Source organism: Chitinophaga alhagiae (genome assembly GCF_003568665.1).
GTDB classification, from domain to species: Bacteria; Bacteroidota; Bacteroidia; order Chitinophagales; family Chitinophagaceae; genus Chitinophaga; species Chitinophaga alhagiae.
Map to the genome: position 1 here is coordinate 686,489 of NZ_QXMH01000002.1, position 16,441 is coordinate 702,929.

A 16,441-nucleotide genomic window follows, 5' to 3' on the forward strand; every position below is an offset into this window, starting at 1 on the left:
TTTTTACTTTTTCTTTTTTACGCAAGCCCATGGAATATACCGTTAAAGAACGCTTTCTGCGTTATGTGCAAATAGATACGCAGTCTGATCCGCAAAGCAGCACTTTCCCTTCCACCGAAAAGCAAAAAGACCTGGCGCGCCTGCTGGTGCAGGAATTGCAGGAGGCCGGCATTACGGATGCGGAAATGGACGAACACGGCTATGTATATGCCACCATCCCCGCTACTACCGCCAAACAGGTGCCCGTGATCTGTCTGTGCGCGCATATGGACACCGCGCCGGATTGCAGCGGTACCGGCGTAAAGCCCATTGTACACGAAAAATTTGACGGGAAAGACATTGTATTGCCGGATGATCCCTCGCAGGTGATCAGCGTGCAGCATCACCCTTACCTGGCCGGCAAAACCGGGCATGATATTATCACCGCCAGCGGCACCACGTTGCTGGGCGCAGACAATAAAGCCGGTGTGGCGGAGATCATGGACGCGGCCAGGTACCTGGTGCTGCACCCGGAAATAAAACATGGGGCCATCCGCCTGCTGTTCACGCCAGATGAGGAAGTGGGCCGCGGGGTGGAACATGTGAACATGGAACGCCTGGGCGCACAGTTCGGGTATACCATGGACGGCGGCGAGCTGGGCTCCCTGGAAGACGAGACCTTTGCTGCGGACGGGGTGCAGATCACTGTCCACGGCGTAAGCGTACACCCTGGCGCCGCAAAAGGGAAGCTGGTCAGCGCTATCAAGATAGCCGCGGCCATTGTGGACCAGTTGCCGAAAGACATCCTTTCCCCGGAAACCACCGAAGACCGCCAGGGCTTTATTCACCCCGTACGCATACAGGGCTCCGTGGAAAAAACCACCATCGATTTTATTATCCGTGACTTCACCGTGCCGGAGCTGCAGGGTCACGAGTTTTATCTCCGCAAGATCATGGAAACCGTGGTCAAACAGCACCCCGGCGCTACGGCCAGCTTTGAGATAACAGCGCAGTACCGCAATATGAAAGAGGTGCTTGACAAACACCCGCAGGTGACGGCGTATGCGGAAGAAGCCATCCGCCGAGCCGGTGTGGGACCGCTGAAAATGAGCATCAGGGGCGGTACGGACGGCTCCAGGCTTTCATTCATGGGCCTGCCCTGCCCCAATATCTTTACGGGAGAAATGGCGCTGCACAGCAAGCAGGAGTACATCAGCGTGCAGGACATGGAAAAGGCCGTAGATACCATTATTCACCTGGTGCAGGTGTGGGAGGAAAAGAGTTGATAATAATTTATACAGCATTGCGTTTTTATTATTACTTTGACCCCTTATATTTCATGAAAAAGGTTAAAATTTAATTCATGTTAGGACTCGTTACGTTTATGCAGGACTCGCTTTTACTGCCCAAGGCCGATACCGTGGCCGCCGGCGCGAGCGCTGCTGCTACCGCGGCACAGGAGATCAGGTTGTGGGACATGATCCTGAAAGGAGGCCCGCTGATGATACCGCTGGGCGTTCTCTCCGTTATTGCCGTGTATGTTTTCGTGGAAAGATATATCACCATTTCAAGGGCGGGCAAAATGGAAAGCAATTTCATGCCCATGATACGGGACCATATTACTTCCGGCAATATCAACGCCGCCCGTTCACTGTCCAAAAACACCAACAGCCCCATTGCGCGCATGATAGACAAAGGCATTCAGCGCATTGGCAAGCCTATAGACAACATTGAAAAATCTATGGAAAATGTGGGCAAGCTGGAGATATACAAAATGGAAAAGAACCTGGTCATACTGTCTATTATTGCCGGTATAGCCCCCATGTTCGGCTTCCTGGGCACCATTGCCGGTATGATCCAGACTTTCTTCAACATCTCCCAGACCTCGGATATTACCCTCAGCACCATTGCCGGCGGTATTTACGTGAAAATGGTGACCTCCGCGGCAGGCCTCATCATAGGCCTGGTGGCCTACATCGGCTACAGCTACCTGCAGGCGCAGATAGACAAGGTGATCAATAAAATGGAAGGTTCTTCAGCAGAGTTTATTGACGTGCTGCAGGAGCCTACCAGATGAAATTCCTAATTCGTAATAGATTTTTGTATGAATTTGAGGAGGCGAAAAAAAGGGCAGGCGGAAATGCATAACGGCGCGTTGAACGACATCCTGTTCATCCTGCTGTTATTCTTCCTGATCGTATCTTCCCTGGCCAATCCCAACGTGATCAAACTGATGTTGCCGAAGGCCAAGAGCAATACCAAGGCAAAACAGACCGTAGTGGTCAGCATAGATGCGGGCCAGCAGTTTTATGTAGGTACGCAGAAGGTCAGCTTTGAGCAGTTGCGTGCAGTGCTGGTACCCAAAATTCCCCTGGGCGAAGTAGATCCCACAATTGTGATCAACGCGGAGGAAACGGTGCCCATCAGCGCCGTGGTAAGCGTAATGCAGATAGCGCGGGAGCTGGGGGCCAAAACCGTGCTGGGCACGGCCAACCCGCAAAGCGCGGCCGGTAACAAGAAGTAACGCATCGTTACATACATGAAAGGGCTGTACCACAAGAAGGTACGGCCCTTTTTTATTTCTTCACGGCCCTTACCATCCTGTCTTTTCCAAACATATCCTGTTTCAGCCGTACGTCCGCAAAACCGTTCTCTTTCAGCATATTTACCACGTCCGCGCCGTAAGACTCATGTATCTCGAAATACAGCTTGCCGCCCGGCTCCAGCTTTTCCAGGGCCAGCAGGGCAATGGCGCGGTAAAAACGCAGCGGGTCCCTGTCCGGAACAAACAGGGCAATGGACGGCTCAAATGCTTCAACCTGTGTTTGCATACCCGCCCTTTCCTGCTCGGGAATGTAAGGGGGATTACTGACAATGATGTTGAGGGAAGGCAGTACCTTGAAGGCGTCCGGAGACAGCACGTCCTGGTGCAGGAAACGGATAGGCGTATGCTGCAGGCTCGCATTGCGGGTGGCCATGGAAATAGCGCAGGCGCTGATGTCCATGGCCCAGATATCCGCCATGGGCCATTGTTTTTTGAGGGCAATGGGAATGCTGCCGCTGCCGGTGCCTACGTCCAGCAGGCGCAGGGCGGGTTTGGAGGGATGGTCCAGCAAGATCCATTCTACCAGCTCTTCTGTTTCAGGGCGGGGTATCAGTACCTGGTCACTGACAATCAGCTCCAGGCCGTAGAACCAGCTCTTGCCGGTAATATGTTGTACGGGGCGGTGTTCCAGCAGCTGGGTGATGGCCTGCTGATATTGTGTTTCCTGCGCGGGAGACAGGTCGGCGTCCTTATGCACAACCCGGTCCAGCTTACCTAACCCGGTAATATGTTCCATCACCAGGTGCGCAACGTTTGCGGCTTCACGGGCATCGTAAATGGACCTGATGGCTGCTACGAGGCCGGCAAATGCAGATTGAATGGTCATGTTCTTCAGATGATCAGCGGAAAATAGCCGCCGAAACAATATTTTTGCAAACATAGCTATTTCAAACGCATTCATGGAGCACGCACAGCACGAATTTTTTATGCAACGTTGTTTGCAGCTGGCCCGCCTGGGAGACGGCCATGTGGCCCCTAACCCGATGGTGGGAGCCGTGCTGGTGCATGAAGGGCAGGTGATCGGGGAAGGGTACCACCGCGTGTACGGCCAGGCCCATGCGGAAGTGAACTGTGTGAACAGCGTGCCGGAAGGCCTGCGGGAGCTGGTCCCCAAAGCCACCATGTACGTTACGCTGGAGCCCTGTGCGCACCATGGTAAAACACCTCCCTGCGCGGACTTGCTGGTGGCGCAGAAAATACCGCGGGTAGTGATCGGCTGCGTAGATACTTTTTCCGCCGTTGCCGGCCGCGGCATTGCCAAACTGGAAGCGGCAGGCGTGGAAGTGACCACCGGGGTGCTGGAAGCAGATTGCCGCCAGATTAACCGGCGTTTTTTTACCTATCATGAAAAAAAACGCCCTTACATCGTACTGAAATGGGCCCAGTCCGCAGACGGGTATATAGCCCCTGAAAATGGCCAGCCCGTGCGTATCTCAAACCAGTATGCCAACCGGCTGGTACACCGCTGGCGTAGCGCTGAAATGGGCATTATGGTAGGCACACAAACGGCGCTGGCGGATAACCCCCGGCTTACTACACGCCTCTGGCCCGGTAAAAGCCCCGTACGCCTGGTGATAGACCGGGAGCTGAAAGTACCGCCGCATTACCACCTGTGGAACAATGAAGCGCCCACTTTTTTTATTACCGCGGTGAAAGGCCGTACGCAAACCATCGTGGTGGATTTTGAGAACGGCAACCTGTTGCCTTCACTGCTGGCGGAACTGCACAGCGCTGGTATCCAAAGCGTGATGGTAGAAGGCGGCGCCCGGCTGCTGGAAAGTTTTATCAGCAGCGGGCTGTGGGACGAGATGCGGGTGATCACCGGCTCCGTACTGCTGGGCGGTGGCCTGAAAGCGCCCGCTCCGGGGCATGTACAATTACAGGAAGAAGCGCATGTAATGGGTGACCGTATCGCCATTTACACGCCCCCTTCTTCATCAACCTAGACAATGGAAGTTTATTATACGATAGAAAAAAAGGCAGTAGCAGAGTTTAAGGACAGAGGCAGTAAATTCCTCGCATATGCATACCCCGTAAAAACCACCGATGAGGTAAAAGAATGTTTGCAGGAGGTAAAAAAAGAGCATCCCAAAGCCACGCACCACTGTTATGCATACCGCCTGGGCACAGACGGGCTGCAGTTCCGCGCGGTAGATGACGGGGAGCCTTCCGGCTCCGCCGGCAAGCCCATACTTGGACAAATAGACAGTAAACAACTCACGGACGCGCTGGTGGTAGTGGTGCGTTACTTTGGCGGCACCCTGCTGGGCGTACCAGGGCTTATCAACGCGTATAAAATGTCTTGCGCGCTGGTATTGCAGCTCATACCCGCCGTGCAAAAAAATGTGGAAGCGCGGTACAAACTGTCTTTTGACTATACCATCCTGAACGATGTGATGATGGTGGTGAAACAAAATAACTGCACGGTGTTGCAGCAAGACCTCCAGTTGTTCTGCAGTATGGAGATAGGTATTCCCAAAGCCAGCCTTGACCTGTGTTTGCTGCGTTTGAAAGACATCTATAACCTGGACGTTAGCCCTGCTTCATAATATCCGCCAGTGTAACGCCGAACAATTTTTTCACTACCGGCGCCAGGCGTTTTTCTTCTCCCTGCAAGTGAATGGTGCGGTGGTAATGCTCCAGCGCGGCGCCCGGTTTAAGGCCAGCGGCGGGAGAGGAGCTTTCCAGTTCAAAAAAGCGGCCTAATTGCGGCTGGCCTTCGGCGGGAGGCCCATCGTTATAGGCATTCAGTGCATCACCGCCAAAGGGGGCGGCAGCGGGGTCCCAAGCGGCATTTACATACCGTTGGGTACTGCGGGGCAGGGTAAACTGTACAATGGTGAGCACTTTGTGCTCCGCATCGTAACTGCCCAGGTAATTGTAACAGTCTGCTTGTTTCACGCCTATCTTACTGCGGTATTTGGCATCTGCCCTGAAATAGGCGATCTTGTTCCTGCTATTGATCACCAGCCGGTTGCCCGGCACCTTTCCGAAATAGGCATCGTTTACCGTGCGGTTATTGCGCAAGGGCACCATTACCGTGCTTTGGGCGCCTGCCGGGAACATGCCCAATATCCAGATGGACGGCATGCCATAGGCTGTGTCCCACTTCTGTTTACCGTTGTTGATGATAGTATTGGCCGAGTGGAAGGCCACGGCATGAATGCTTTTGTGGAGGTCAAGGCCCAGGTAGTTGCGGATGTCTCTGCGGGCAATCAGCGTAATGGTACGGCGTGTTTTAATGTTGAACACATGCCCCTTGTAGTTGGTGAGCTGCATGTCTTTTTCAAAGGAAACAGCCGCTTTGCTTTGCTGGATGATGTTGAAAGGTTCGGTGTCAATAGGGGCGGGCACTTGCCAGCGGCTGATGTCAAATGTATCTCCAGGAGCAAAATAAAAGCTGTTGCGGCTGCCTTCCGGGCCCAGCCAGAAGCGGTCTTCCCCGCCATAGGCATTGATATGCGGCTGCACCTTGCCGCCAGCTATCAGGCTATGGTTGAGCCAGCCCAGGCTCCGCCCTTCGTTGCCGGACACCGTACTGGTCATTACCCGGCCCTGCCATGCGGGCACAATGGCAATAGCCGACTGGCTCGTACTGTCTTTCAGTACAATGGTGCTCACATGCTCCTGCAAAAAGGCTACATCAGCACCAAAATTTTCCGGTATTGAAATAGATGGCTGTTGACCGGCCTGCGGTTGTTGCTGTTGCCGCTGGTGTTGGCCGGTGCCGCAGGCTGCCAGCAGCAGAACGCCGCAGGCCAGGTAATTTCTCATGATATGGCGGAATAGTTCCATGCTTGAATAATTTACAAGTATAAAACATTAATTCCTTTAACAAGCGTATAATTGCGGCTGCCAGCGCGGTTTTGCAGGATCGTTCCGGATTTTTTGCAGAGGGGTAAAAAATTATTTGCTGATTTGAATCTGTTTCCTATTTTTGCAATCCCAAAACGGCAAATGCGGAAGTAGCTCATTTGGTAGAGCACGACCTTGCCAAGGTCGGGGTGGCCGGTTCGAGCCCGGTCTTCCGCTCAGAAAATAAAAAAGCCTGGTTGTATCAACCGGGCTTTTTTGTTTTGGCGAAGCCCTGGATTCCTCTCAATGTGGCTCATCAGCAAACCGGCATCCTGCCTAAAAAATGGAAACCGCATCACAAATAAAATCTTAGCTTGCAATTGTAAAGCGATATTCGTGGTAATCCAGTTACCTGTAAAGCGAAAAACGTGTTTAACGACAATGCTGTCAAGCGAAACCTGTAACTAACACCTAACCCCTGTAAAGTTTTTTCAGTATAAGACAGTAATAAGACAGAAACAGGCTTATCGCCTTTTTGTCGCCTTGTTATCGGCTTGGATCCCCGGGCTTATCGGCTTCTTGTCGCCTTGTTATCGGCTTGGAACCCCCGGTTTCCTCTCATTGCAACGTACAAAGACCTAGATTGACCGAGGTTTGACCGAGTTTAGACCTAAGCTAGACCTTGTTCCTACCCAGACCTCCCTGGGGCACACCTAGATAGCACCTAGATCAGACCCCCATTCCCAACACTTCCAGGCCTCCTTTCCGGCCATGGGGGGCAAGAAAAAGCCGCACCTGGTCAGGTGCGGCTTCTTAATGTCGTATCAGGATAATTATTTATTTGTATTTCGGCTCATACAGGCTGCTTTCCGGAACGCTCACTTTCGGTTTTTTGTAACGATGTTCGTAAAGTTTATAACAGCCACCCAGGAAAAATGCCAGAACGCAGGCCAGCTTTAAATAAAAAAGGAAACGGGAGGAAGAGACCCAGTCGCGGGTAAAATCGTTCTTATTTTCAACTGTATGATCCATATTGATTTTTTTCGCTCCGCAAACTTACAAAGGAAATTTACAAAGTCCAAATATGAGATTTATTTCTTCTTTGGCCGCCACAGTTCGCGGAAAGTCTTTTTATGCAGGAAATAATAGCGCCAGATCATGATGCCGTGAAACACGCCCTGCAGGTCGTAGAGCCGTTTGCGGGGGAGGGTGTCCGGGAGTTTCTTTTCTTCCGTGCGCCGCCACCTGTAATAGTCGCGGTACGCCCTGAAAATGGCCATCATATCTTTCGGCTTGCCGGAAACCAGGCTTTTAACGGCCGCCAGGAGGTCCAGCACGAAGCGTTGCGATAAAATGATCCACTGCTCTTTGAAATGCAGGTTTTTGCGGAGCATGATGAGGTTGTTGCGGAAGTTGAGGTACAACTTGCGCGGGTTGCCCTGCGGCAGGCTGCCGCCGCCTACATGATACACTACGGAGCCGGGGCAGTAGGAAATACGGTAGCCGGCCCGCTGCAGCCGCCAGCAGAGGTCTACTTCCTCCATATGGGCAAAAAAGAAGGGATCAAAGCCGCCTGCTTCAAAAAAGCAGCGGGAACGGATGAAGAGGGCGGCCCCTGTGGCCCAGAAAATATCTTGTGCGTTGTCATACTGCCCCCGGTCCGTTTCCGTGGTATACAAGATGCGGCCGCGGCAGAAGGTGTAACCGAGAATGTCCATCCAGCCGCCCGCCGCCCCGGCATACTCAAACTCTTCCCTGTTATGGTACGCCCGCAGCTTTGGCTGGCAGGCCGCTATAGAGGGGTCTTGCTCCATCTGCTCAATAACCGGGGTGATCCAGCCGGGCTCTACCTCCACATCCTGGTTGAGCAGCACAAAAATGTCTGCCTCCACCTGCCGGAGGGCCTCGTTATAGCCCCCCGCAAAGCCAGCGTTGCTGGCGTTCCGGATAATGCGTACCTGGGGAAAGGCCGAGGCTACATAGGCCAGGCTATCATCAGTAGAAGCATTGTCTGCCACGTAAATGCTGAGGTTGCCGTAACGGGAGGCGCACACGGAGGGGAGAAAGCGTTCCAGAAAAGCTTTTCCGTTCCAGTTCAGAATAACCACCGCTACCGAAGGCAATACCGTCAAAAGACATTCGTTTAATCCGTGACAAAAATGTTTTTTAGCGTTGCAAATATGCAACAAAGCCTCCGAATATTATTAATTTAGTTGATAGTTAACAGCCGGGCGCTCCGGATGTGGCTTTATTAAAACAGCAGATGTTTAAACAGTATATTGGCTGGAGGTTTACACTGGTAGCGGTGGCCGTGGTAATCATTGTGGCCACCATCTGGTTCGTGAACAACCTGTCTGAGAAGATCCAGCACGAAGAAACCAAGAATGTGGCCACCTGGGTGGAAGCCAACCGGGAACTGCTGCAGGCCCCTGAAGATGCCAACCTGAACCTGGCAGTGTCTATCATTACCACCAATACCACCATTCCCCTCATATTGACGGACGATCATGGCAAGATCATTGACCATCGCAACCTGGACTCCGCGGAGGTGTCCAGGAGCCCCCAGTACCTCAACAAACAGCTGGCCAATTTCAAAAAGCAGCATCCGCCGTTCATTATGGCCATAGATGCCAAAACCAACAACTATATCTACTACGGGGATTCCCTCATCCTGAAGCAGGTGCGGTACTATCCTTACATCCAGCTGCTGGTGGTGGCCCTGTTCATTGGTGTGGTGCTGTTTGCCCTGTCTTCTACCAACCGGGCCACGCAAAATCAGGTGTGGGTGGGCCTGGCCAAGGAAACGGCCCACCAGTTGGGCACTCCGCTTTCTTCCATGGAGGCCTGGCTGGAAATATTGCGGGAAAACAATGAGAACCTGCCGCTGGTAACGGAGCTGGCCAAAGACGTAGACCGCCTGAAGCTCATCACGGACCGTTTCTCGAAAATAGGCAGCGTGCCCCACCTGGAAGAGCGTAACCTGGTGTCGCAGGTGGAAAATATGGTGGCCTACATCCGCAAGCGGGCCCCGCAAAAAGTATCCTTTTCCCTGCACAGTACCGAGCCGGAAGTGATGGCCATGATCTCGCCGCCGCTGTTTGACTGGGTGCTGGAAAACCTGCTGAAAAATGCCCTGGATGCTATGGAAGGCACCGGGGAGATCTCCGTGGTGATCGAAAATCATACCGCCCATATCGTAATTGATGTAACGGATACAGGAAAGGGGGTGCCCAAGGGGCTGCACGACAAGATATTTACCCCCGGTTTCAGCACCAAGAAACGGGGCTGGGGACTGGGGCTTTCGCTGGCCAAACGTATCATCCAGGATTACCATAAAGGCCGCCTGACGGTGAAATGGTCGGAGCCGAACAAGGGCACCACCTTCCGGATCTGGCTCCGTAAATAAAATATATTTGCTTGTTTGCAAAAAGGATTTATTTTTGCACACCTTATCACCCGCGGAGGTGGCGAAATTGGTAGACGCGCTACTTTGAGGTGGTAGTGCCTGAAAGGGCTTGGGAGTTCGAATCTCCTCCTCCGCACATACGAGACAAATGAGGAAAATCCTTGTTTGTCTCGTTTTCTTTTTAGCGGCGCTCCTTATCCTGGTGTATATCAGCCGAATGGCCCCATTCACGCTTTTAATTCGAAAATTTCGTCCGTCAAAAAGTCAACTTTTCGGGATAAGCCGGACTGAATTATTTAATCTGTTAATATAGTTATGAAGGCTAATAGTATGTTCAGACTTACCTGTTTAAAGAGATCCAGCAGCACAATGCCAGTATGGCTGTTTATATGTATCCTTTCTCAATTTAATTTTTCATGCAACACACATACGGGTCCGGAAAGTTCGCGGATCGCTCCTGAAGATCTGCTTCATGACTTTGCTATCATCACCAGGCTGATCGAGTCCAGTTCCCCTTATCCATTTTATATGACAGAACGTGGGGGGTATGACTCCCTTAAAGCGAGCATAAAGGAATGGTTTAAAGATTCATTGACCAAAGAAGAATTTTTTTATGCAGTATATCCATTGGTTAAGTCTTTAAAGAACCCACACTATAGTATTGCTCCTGTAATGACCCATACAGACTCTTTGGAGAGCAGGTATTTCCCATTTTCTGTATTTATAGAGAATGACAGCCTGTTTATCGATGAAAACTTTGGCAATGAGGCAGGCCAGGACCTGCACGGGAAATATGTTTCCAGTATCAATGGACAGAAAACATACGATATTCTTTCACAGTTGCATCAAGGTGTGTCTTATGCAGCCACTGAAATTTCTTATATAAATTATACACTGGAATCGTCGTTTGGAAAGCAATTACATACATTATTGGGGATGAGCGGGCAATTTAATATCGAAATTGAGGGACATATGCACACTTATGGCGGGGTCCGAATTAATTTACTGAAAAAAAAGGATGTCAGGAGTGCTATATATGATAGTATTATTCATGCTAATGAAAAGCAGATCGGATATCTGAAGATTCACAATTTGAATCCCAATAACGCTAAAGAATGGGATGTAAAGTTGCCTGCTTTTTTTCGAAAATTGAGCCTGTTAAAAGTCCGGAAGCTGGTCATTGACATGCGTGATAATTTTGGAGGAAGTTCGGCGCTCACCCGAAAGTTGATGAACTATATAGCTCCTGATAAATATTCATTAGGGGATGAAGCGAGGTATTCAAAAGATGCTGAAATTGCATACGAGCCGTCTCCGCTTAGTACTCCAAAGAATGTTCCGGACAAGTTCGCCGGGGAATGTATCCTGCTTGTAAATGCGGGTACATTTTCCAGCGCACATATGTTTTTCTGCGGGTTTAAACATTATAAAATGGGTGTTACAGCTGGTGAGCCTGGAATAGAGCGCTTCCTGATTTCCGGGGAACTTAAAGAAATGGAACTTGAACGAACTAAATGCAAGTTTTACTATCCAACAAGCAACTTCGTTCTTCCCGGATTTTCCGGGACAATAAAAGCGCCAGTTATGCCCGATATTGTTATTCCAAGATTATTGCATGATCGGATTAATCAGCGTGATGGACAATTGGATAGTATAATATCTCTTGTTGATTTAAAATGGTAAGCGGATTCGCTAAAGACTTCAGATCGCTGGCCGTTCCTATCGCTATGTGATCAATGTTACCAAATTTTAACTGCATGAAGGGGAATTTTGTGGAACATTATTCAATCTAAACCCAAGTACATCATGCATCACGAAATTATCTCCCAATGGATGGGCAAAATGCAATTCAACTCCCTGGTCAATGGTCATACGATTGTTCTGGACGGCCCGGAAAAAGTTGGCGGCGAAGATAATGGCCCCATTCCCAAACCGCTGGTATTGACAGCGCTATCTGGCTGCACTGGCATGGACGTAGTATCGCTGCTGCGCAAGGCCCAAAAAGAAGTTAACAGCTTTGACATAAAAGTGCAGGGGCAACTGTCACAGGGCCACCCCATGCAATATACGGCCGTTCACCTCAACTATCTGTTTGAAGGCCCGGAAGCGTGGCAGGACGCGGCGTTGACTGCCGTTACGCAATCACAGGAAAAATTCTGCGGCGTGAGCGATATGCTGAAGAAGGTTATACCCGTTACCTGGGATGTGACGTACAATGGTGTAACGATATTTTCCAACAAGAAAACGGGAATGTGAATATGATCAGTTAACCGGTATTGCCCGCATTACGGTCTCCGGACAATGCCGGTCTTTAATAGCAGGCTGTTACGGTTGATGGCCAGCAGCCCTTGCTGTTCCATATTTTTCAGCAGGCGGGATACTGCCTCCCTGGTGGAATGCAGATCGTCGGCAATTTGCTGGTGGGTGATCTGGAGTGTGCGGCTGCTGATTTTCGCAGACTGATCATGAAGGTAATTCAGTAGCCGTTCATCGAGCCTTTTGAAGACAACGCTGTCAAAAGCCTGCAGCAGATCATCGAACCGCGCGCGGTACGTATCCACAACAAACCGGCTCCAGTCATGGCTTTTCTGCATTAGCTGCTCCATCACCGGCCGGGGCAGCAAGATGACCAGGCTATCTTCGAGCGCGGTGATCATTACGCCGCTTACTTCAGTACGCTGCGCGCATACGAAAGACATGGCACAGGCATGCCCCGGTTCAAGGTAGTACATAAATATCTCTCCTTCCGGCCCTTCGCGGTATACCTTCATATATCCCGCTCCTACCAGGATGCCGTTTTTCAGCAACTGCCCCTGACGGGTGATGGTCTCTCCTTTTTTTGCCGGCATCAGTGCCGCTCTCTGGCTGATGATGTCTTTCACCGGCGCCGGCAGCAAAGGGTAACTCCGGTTGAGCAATGTGCTGATCTCCTGGTGCGCTGTATCCATGTTGGCCTTGGTTGTTGATGGAACACAAGTTGCAGTATCCATCATCCGCAGGAGATGACTTTATACGGGGATGGGGATGATTGCTATCAGGTTTTTGAAAGCGGGGGGCGATTTATGGCCTTGCGGCTTTCATCAGCCCCAGGGCTATTGCTTTTTTTACCAGCACCACCGCATTGGGCGCCTCAAATTTCTGCAGCAGGTTGTAGCGGTGGCTTTCCACCGTTTGTATGGTTATAAAGAGTTTGGATGCAATGGCGGAGGTGGTAAGTCCTTCGCCTATCCAGTGCAGCACTTCCTTCTCGCGGGCTGTAAGGCGTGGCGGGCGTAATGACCTGTCCGGCGCGGAGAAAACAATACCGCGGACTTCGTCACTCATCACACACTGCCCCAGCATTACCAGCTCAATGGCATTTTCCAGGTCCTGGAGAGACGCGTTCTTCAGCAGGTACCCGTTTGCCCCGCTGCCCAGCATGTCATTAATGATTTGCCTTTCCGTATGGTTGCTCAGGGCAATTACCTTTGTTTGTTTATAGAGACGGTGAATGGTACTGCATATTTCAATACCAGACATGCTGCCGGGCAGGCTGATGTCAAGAAAAACAATGTCTGCGTGGTGTTGTTCCAGGAAGTCCAGCGCTTCCTGTCCGGAATCGAAAGCACCGAGCACCTGCGTATTCCCGATCTTCCGCAGTACGCTCAGCAGCCCTTCTATAAAAATGCTGTGATCTTCTATCAATATGATGCTATAATGCTTTATCTCCTGTGACATTGATCTCAATATTAATGATAGTACCATTCCCGGGCCGGCTGTCCAGCTCCATTTTTCCCTGCAGGTAGCTCACCCTTGAACGGACGTTGGTGAGCCCCAGCCCTTCCTCGTTATGCCGGCCGGGGTCGGGCATTCCTTTCCCGTTGTCTTCAATAGTGATATAAAACCTTTCCCCGCGGCCGCTGCACTGCAAAAATATGTCCGTTGCGCCGGAGTGCCTTACAGCATTGGCCAGCAGTTCCTGCACGATCCTGTAAATATCCACTTTTTCCTGCTGGGGCATGTTTTCCGGCAGGTTCAGCAACTCATAGTCAATACGCATGTGTTGATTGTCCATTGACCTGCAAAGGTCTTCCAGCGCCCGCGTAAGGCCTGAACGCAGTAGGGCTTCCGGCATCATATTGCGGGCAATGCGCCTAAGCTCATGCACCGAATCGTCCAGTTGGCCGATGACCTTTTCCAGGTCTTGCTGCTGCCGTTCATTTTTGTGATGGCTTGCTGCGGACAAGTTCAGCTTTACGCCCGCCAGCATACCTCCAAGGCCATCATGAAGGTCCCTGGCCAGCCGCCGCCGTTCCCGTTCTTCCCCTTCCAACTGGGCGCGTGTGATCTGTATTTCCTGCTCCTGCCGCATGGTGTACAGGCGTTGTGCCTCCCGCTTTTTCCGCTGCCGGTAAACATAGATGAAAAAAGCCGCCAAAAAGGCCACCACCACCCCGCCAAAGTAAAGCAACAATTGCTGCAGTTGGCTCCGGTTTTGCAAGCGCAACAGCTTCCGCTCATTTTCCGCGATCCGGTACTTCGTTTCCAGGTCAGCTATTTCCTTACCTGTTTTCTGGGTGAAGAAACTGTCCGAAAGCTGTGTGTATTCCATCAGCCTGCTGAAAGCAGCGGGGTGGTTGCCCAGCGCTGCTTCTGTTTGGGCCAGTTCATACAATATCGTTCTGCCGTTCTGCGCAATGGGATACTCCCGGTAGCCGTTATACACTTCTTCAAGCGCCAGTTTGGCTTTATCAAACCTGTGCTGATGCTTATAGACCTCATATAATTCATATTGCAAACTGATCGCATCATAGGCCAGGCGCTGTTTTCTGGCAATAGATAAACCCGTGTTCAGGGCGGCCTGGGCTTCTTCCCATTGATGCATCCTGGTATGGGACATGCCCCTGACCAGGTAATAAACAGGCAGATAGGATGAATCGCCTGCCGATGTCAATATCCGGAAAGATTCCTGCAGCGGCGCATCGGCAGCATCGGGCCGCCCTTGCAGCACGTATGCCTTGGCCTGGTGGATATAACATTCTGCCAGCACCGGCCTGTTGTTATATTGTTTGTTATGGAGAATGGCAATGGCCTTCTGATAGTACTGCCCCGCTTTGACATAATCTTTATAATTCATAAAAACGGCCCCTATGTCCATATAGTTCCATGCTACCCGTTCTCCGTCTCCCGCGGCCTGTGCAAGGGGTATGGCTTTGGTCAGCAGGATGTTCACAAAGGCGCTGCTATTGTCCATCTGTTGTTCGAGCGCCCCGTAATTATGCCAGGCGCGTGAGCGGTATTGCAACGCCCCGGTTTCGGTGAACCGCGCCAGCAGTGTGTCTGCCGCCATATACTCCTGCTGGCTTTTAAGCCTGTCATAACTATAGTAGGCCCCGGCCAGGTAAAAGTGCGCCAGCCCCCGCAGCAGGGATTTATCTTCCGTATATTGAAATGAACGTTTGGCAAAATCTACCGCCTTTGCACTGTCCCTGTCTGCCCAAAGATCAGAAAGCATCCACAGGGTATGGGCCCTGGTACTGTCATGTTCACTTGTGTGAAGTATTTCCAGCAGGCTGTCTGTATGGCGGTCTTGCGCAGCTGCATGGTAACCTGTAAAGTTGAGTATCAGAAAAAATATGCTGACAGAAGTTCTCAAGGTACTTAGAACATGGTTAGCAATAAAAATACAAGTAAAATCGCTATTTGTTGCCATGACGGTGGCTACCGCCATACAAAGTCACCTACAATGGTCTTTCCCAGCCCTCTTGTATCTCCGGGAGCGCCTTTTACAACTGGGTGTATTACGCGGTTATCTTCACCGGGGTAGGTCTTGTATACATGGCCGTCTGCGGGGATAATGCACAAATGATAGGCATTGCCGCCCACATCGCCATCCATGGGCGCGCGTGGGTTGGCCTTCATGGCTATATACCTGCCATCCGGAGAAAAGCATGGCGCCAACTCGGAAAAAGTGCTTTCGGTTACCTGGTGAAAATCGCTGCCATCCGCATTCATCATCCAGATATGACCACCCAGGGACAGCGCGATCTTTTTCCCGTCGGGACTGGCGCTGGCGTGCCCTTTCCAGTCAGCAAAAGGAATGTCTCTCACTTTGCCGGCACGGTTGAGATCCGGCGAAGTACGCCACAGCCCGCCGTCTTTTTTGAACAGGATGGTACCGCCCGGCTCCCAGCTGATGGGGTCCAGGTATTCAAATTCGTGTGTGTTTCCATAACCGGTAATATTCCTGAGTACATTGCCGCTCATATCCAGTATTACCAGGCCATCCCTGAGGGTAGGCGCCAATGCCAGCCTGGCGCCGTCAGGGGAGATGCAGGGCAGGCCGCCATTGTTGTCGTTAGGTTCATAAAATATCTCTTTTACCGTTGAGCCGTCTGACGTGTTGAAGATGATATACCGGGTGTCATAACTGGCCCTGTTGATCTGTTTTACGCCCCTGGCCCCGTCCCAGCTGATGTCCCAGCCGTAACCCTGCCAATTCGGGACCACGCCTGATAACACGCCGGTAGACATGTCAAACCGGCTGATGCCCTCTGTTCCCTGCTTGATATAGACCGCGCCGGGGCCATAGTTATAATTATGGCCGTTATCCGGGCCAGGGCCGTTCCCTTTCTTGCAGGAACCCAGTGTTGCAACTAACAGGAGAACCATTGACA

At 51.4% G+C, this 16,441-nt stretch carries 16 protein-coding genes and 2 tRNA genes; 10 read left to right on the forward strand and 8 right to left on the reverse strand.

Annotated features, from left to right (window positions below):
* Positions 1-29 precede the first annotated feature (29 nt).
* The 3 genes from pepT (at position 30) to D3A97_RS13740 (ending at position 2,503) form a co-directional block, all read left to right on the forward strand.
* Entirely contained in the window at positions 30-1,265 is a 1,236-nt protein-coding gene (pepT, locus tag D3A97_RS13730) for a peptidase T (protein ID WP_119079058.1), read from the forward strand.
* A 77-nt stretch (positions 1,266-1,342) separates the two neighbouring features.
* Entirely contained in the window at positions 1,343-2,056 is a 714-nt protein-coding gene (locus D3A97_RS13735; RefSeq protein ID WP_119079059.1) for a MotA/TolQ/ExbB proton channel family protein, read from the forward strand.
* Between the two features lie 27 nt (positions 2,057-2,083).
* On the forward strand, positions 2,084-2,503 hold the full coding sequence (locus D3A97_RS13740; RefSeq protein ID WP_119079060.1) for an ExbD/TolR family protein: 420 nt from the start codon (positions 2,084-2,086) through the stop codon (positions 2,501-2,503).
* Positions 2,504-2,555: 52 nt separating this feature from the next.
* Here D3A97_RS13740 and prmC read toward each other — a convergent pair whose 3' ends face one another.
* A complete protein-coding gene (prmC, locus tag D3A97_RS13745; protein WP_157986535.1) occupies positions 2,556-3,410 on the reverse strand; it encodes a peptide chain release factor N(5)-glutamine methyltransferase in 855 nt (284 codons plus the stop codon).
* Between the two features lie 73 nt (positions 3,411-3,483).
* Here prmC and ribD point away from each other — a divergent pair, with 73 nt between their 5' ends.
* Both ribD and D3A97_RS13755 read left to right on the forward strand, forming a co-directional pair.
* Positions 3,484-4,530: a bifunctional diaminohydroxyphosphoribosylaminopyrimidine deaminase/5-amino-6-(5-phosphoribosylamino)uracil reductase RibD gene (gene ribD, locus D3A97_RS13750; RefSeq protein ID WP_119079062.1), complete on the forward strand. Its 1,047-nt coding sequence runs from the start codon at positions 3,484-3,486 to the stop codon at positions 4,528-4,530.
* Between the two features lie 3 nt (positions 4,531-4,533).
* Positions 4,534-5,133, forward strand: coding sequence for an IMPACT family protein (locus D3A97_RS13755; protein ID WP_119079063.1), 600 nt, complete (start codon positions 4,534-4,536; stop codon positions 5,131-5,133).
* On the opposite strand, the gene D3A97_RS13760 is transcribed toward D3A97_RS13755, so the two are convergent.
* Entirely contained in the window at positions 5,117-6,379 is a 1,263-nt protein-coding gene (locus D3A97_RS13760; RefSeq protein WP_119079064.1) for a DUF6786 family protein, read from the reverse strand. The two genes, D3A97_RS13755 and D3A97_RS13760, sit on opposite strands and share 17 nt — an antisense overlap.
* A 164-nt stretch (positions 6,380-6,543) precedes the next feature.
* Between D3A97_RS13760 and D3A97_RS13765 the strand changes: the two genes are divergently transcribed.
* Positions 6,544-6,616, forward strand: a tRNA-Gly gene (locus D3A97_RS13765).
* 600 nt (positions 6,617-7,216) lie between these two features.
* Here D3A97_RS13765 and D3A97_RS13770 read toward each other — a convergent pair.
* On the reverse strand, positions 7,217-7,411 hold the full coding sequence (locus tag D3A97_RS13770) for a hypothetical protein (RefSeq protein WP_119079065.1): 195 nt from the start codon (positions 7,409-7,411) through the stop codon (positions 7,217-7,219).
* Positions 7,412-7,470: 59 nt separating this feature from the next.
* The gene (locus D3A97_RS13775; protein WP_119079066.1) at positions 7,471-8,511 is read right to left on the reverse strand and encodes a glycosyltransferase family 2 protein; all 1,041 of its coding nucleotides are present in this window, start codon (positions 8,509-8,511) and stop codon (positions 7,471-7,473) included.
* A gap of 131 nt (positions 8,512-8,642) precedes the next feature.
* On the opposite strand from D3A97_RS13775, the gene D3A97_RS13780 reads away from it, so the two are divergent.
* The 4 genes from D3A97_RS13780 (at position 8,643) to D3A97_RS13795 (ending at position 12,041) form a co-directional block, all read left to right on the forward strand.
* On the forward strand, positions 8,643-9,785 hold the full coding sequence (locus tag D3A97_RS13780; protein WP_119079067.1) for a sensor histidine kinase: 1,143 nt from the start codon (positions 8,643-8,645) through the stop codon (positions 9,783-9,785).
* 52 nt (positions 9,786-9,837) lie between these two features.
* Positions 9,838-9,921, forward strand: a tRNA-Leu gene (locus tag D3A97_RS13785).
* Positions 9,922-10,154: 233 nt separating this feature from the next.
* Entirely contained in the window at positions 10,155-11,468 is a 1,314-nt protein-coding gene (locus D3A97_RS13790) for a S41 family peptidase (protein ID WP_157986536.1), read from the forward strand.
* 123 nt (positions 11,469-11,591) lie between these two features.
* Positions 11,592-12,041, forward strand: a complete 450-nt coding sequence (locus D3A97_RS13795) for an OsmC family protein (RefSeq protein WP_119079565.1) — start codon at positions 11,592-11,594, stop codon at positions 12,039-12,041.
* 29 nt (positions 12,042-12,070) lie between these two features.
* Here the strand turns inward: D3A97_RS13795 and D3A97_RS13800 are convergent, their stop codons facing one another.
* The 4 genes from D3A97_RS13800 to D3A97_RS13815 all read right to left on the reverse strand — a co-directional run bounded on the left by D3A97_RS13800 (position 12,071) and on the right by D3A97_RS13815 (position 16,436).
* Positions 12,071-12,733, reverse strand: coding sequence for a Crp/Fnr family transcriptional regulator (locus D3A97_RS13800; protein ID WP_198673987.1), 663 nt, complete (start codon positions 12,731-12,733; stop codon positions 12,071-12,073).
* A gap of 112 nt (positions 12,734-12,845) precedes the next feature.
* Positions 12,846-13,502: a response regulator gene (locus D3A97_RS13805; RefSeq protein ID WP_198673988.1), complete on the reverse strand. Its 657-nt coding sequence runs from the start codon at positions 13,500-13,502 to the stop codon at positions 12,846-12,848.
* On the reverse strand, positions 13,477-15,420 hold the full coding sequence (locus tag D3A97_RS13810; RefSeq protein WP_198673989.1) for a tetratricopeptide repeat-containing sensor histidine kinase: 1,944 nt from the start codon (positions 15,418-15,420) through the stop codon (positions 13,477-13,479). Before D3A97_RS13810 ends, D3A97_RS13805 begins: the two co-directional genes overlap by 26 nt.
* A 65-nt stretch (positions 15,421-15,485) precedes the next feature.
* A complete protein-coding gene (locus D3A97_RS13815) occupies positions 15,486-16,436 on the reverse strand; it encodes a TolB family protein (RefSeq protein WP_157986537.1) in 951 nt (316 codons plus the stop codon).
* Positions 16,437-16,441: the final 5 nt, after the last annotated feature.

Excerpts from the sequence above, each read along its gene's own strand:
- pepT (WP_119079058.1), top strand. The coding sequence starts at position 30 with ATGGAATATACCGTTAAAGAACGCTTTCTGCGTTATGTGCAAATAGAT.
- D3A97_RS13735 (WP_119079059.1), top strand. The coding sequence starts at position 1,343 with ATGTTAGGACTCGTTACGTTTATGCAGGACTCGCTTTTACTGCCCAAG.
- D3A97_RS13740 (WP_119079060.1), top strand. The coding sequence starts at position 2,084 with ATGAATTTGAGGAGGCGAAAAAAAGGGCAGGCGGAAATGCATAACGGC.
- prmC (WP_157986535.1), bottom strand. The coding sequence starts at position 3,410 with ATGACCATTCAATCTGCATTTGCCGGCCTCGTAGCAGCCATCAGGTCC.
- ribD (WP_119079062.1), top strand. The coding sequence starts at position 3,484 with ATGGAGCACGCACAGCACGAATTTTTTATGCAACGTTGTTTGCAGCTG.
- D3A97_RS13755 (WP_119079063.1), top strand. The coding sequence starts at position 4,534 with ATGGAAGTTTATTATACGATAGAAAAAAAGGCAGTAGCAGAGTTTAAG.
- D3A97_RS13760 (WP_119079064.1), bottom strand. The coding sequence starts at position 6,379 with ATGGAACTATTCCGCCATATCATGAGAAATTACCTGGCCTGCGGCGTT.
- D3A97_RS13770 (WP_119079065.1), bottom strand. The coding sequence starts at position 7,411 with ATGGATCATACAGTTGAAAATAAGAACGATTTTACCCGCGACTGGGTC.
- D3A97_RS13780 (WP_119079067.1), top strand. The coding sequence starts at position 8,643 with ATGTTTAAACAGTATATTGGCTGGAGGTTTACACTGGTAGCGGTGGCC.
- D3A97_RS13790 (WP_157986536.1), top strand. The coding sequence starts at position 10,155 with ATGCCAGTATGGCTGTTTATATGTATCCTTTCTCAATTTAATTTTTCA.
- D3A97_RS13795 (WP_119079565.1), top strand. The coding sequence starts at position 11,592 with ATGCATCACGAAATTATCTCCCAATGGATGGGCAAAATGCAATTCAAC.
- D3A97_RS13800 (WP_198673987.1), bottom strand. The coding sequence starts at position 12,733 with ATGGATACAGCGCACCAGGAGATCAGCACATTGCTCAACCGGAGTTAC.
- D3A97_RS13805 (WP_198673988.1), bottom strand. The coding sequence starts at position 13,502 with ATGTCACAGGAGATAAAGCATTATAGCATCATATTGATAGAAGATCAC.
- D3A97_RS13815 (WP_157986537.1), bottom strand. The coding sequence starts at position 16,436 with ATGGTTCTCCTGTTAGTTGCAACACTGGGTTCCTGCAAGAAAGGGAAC.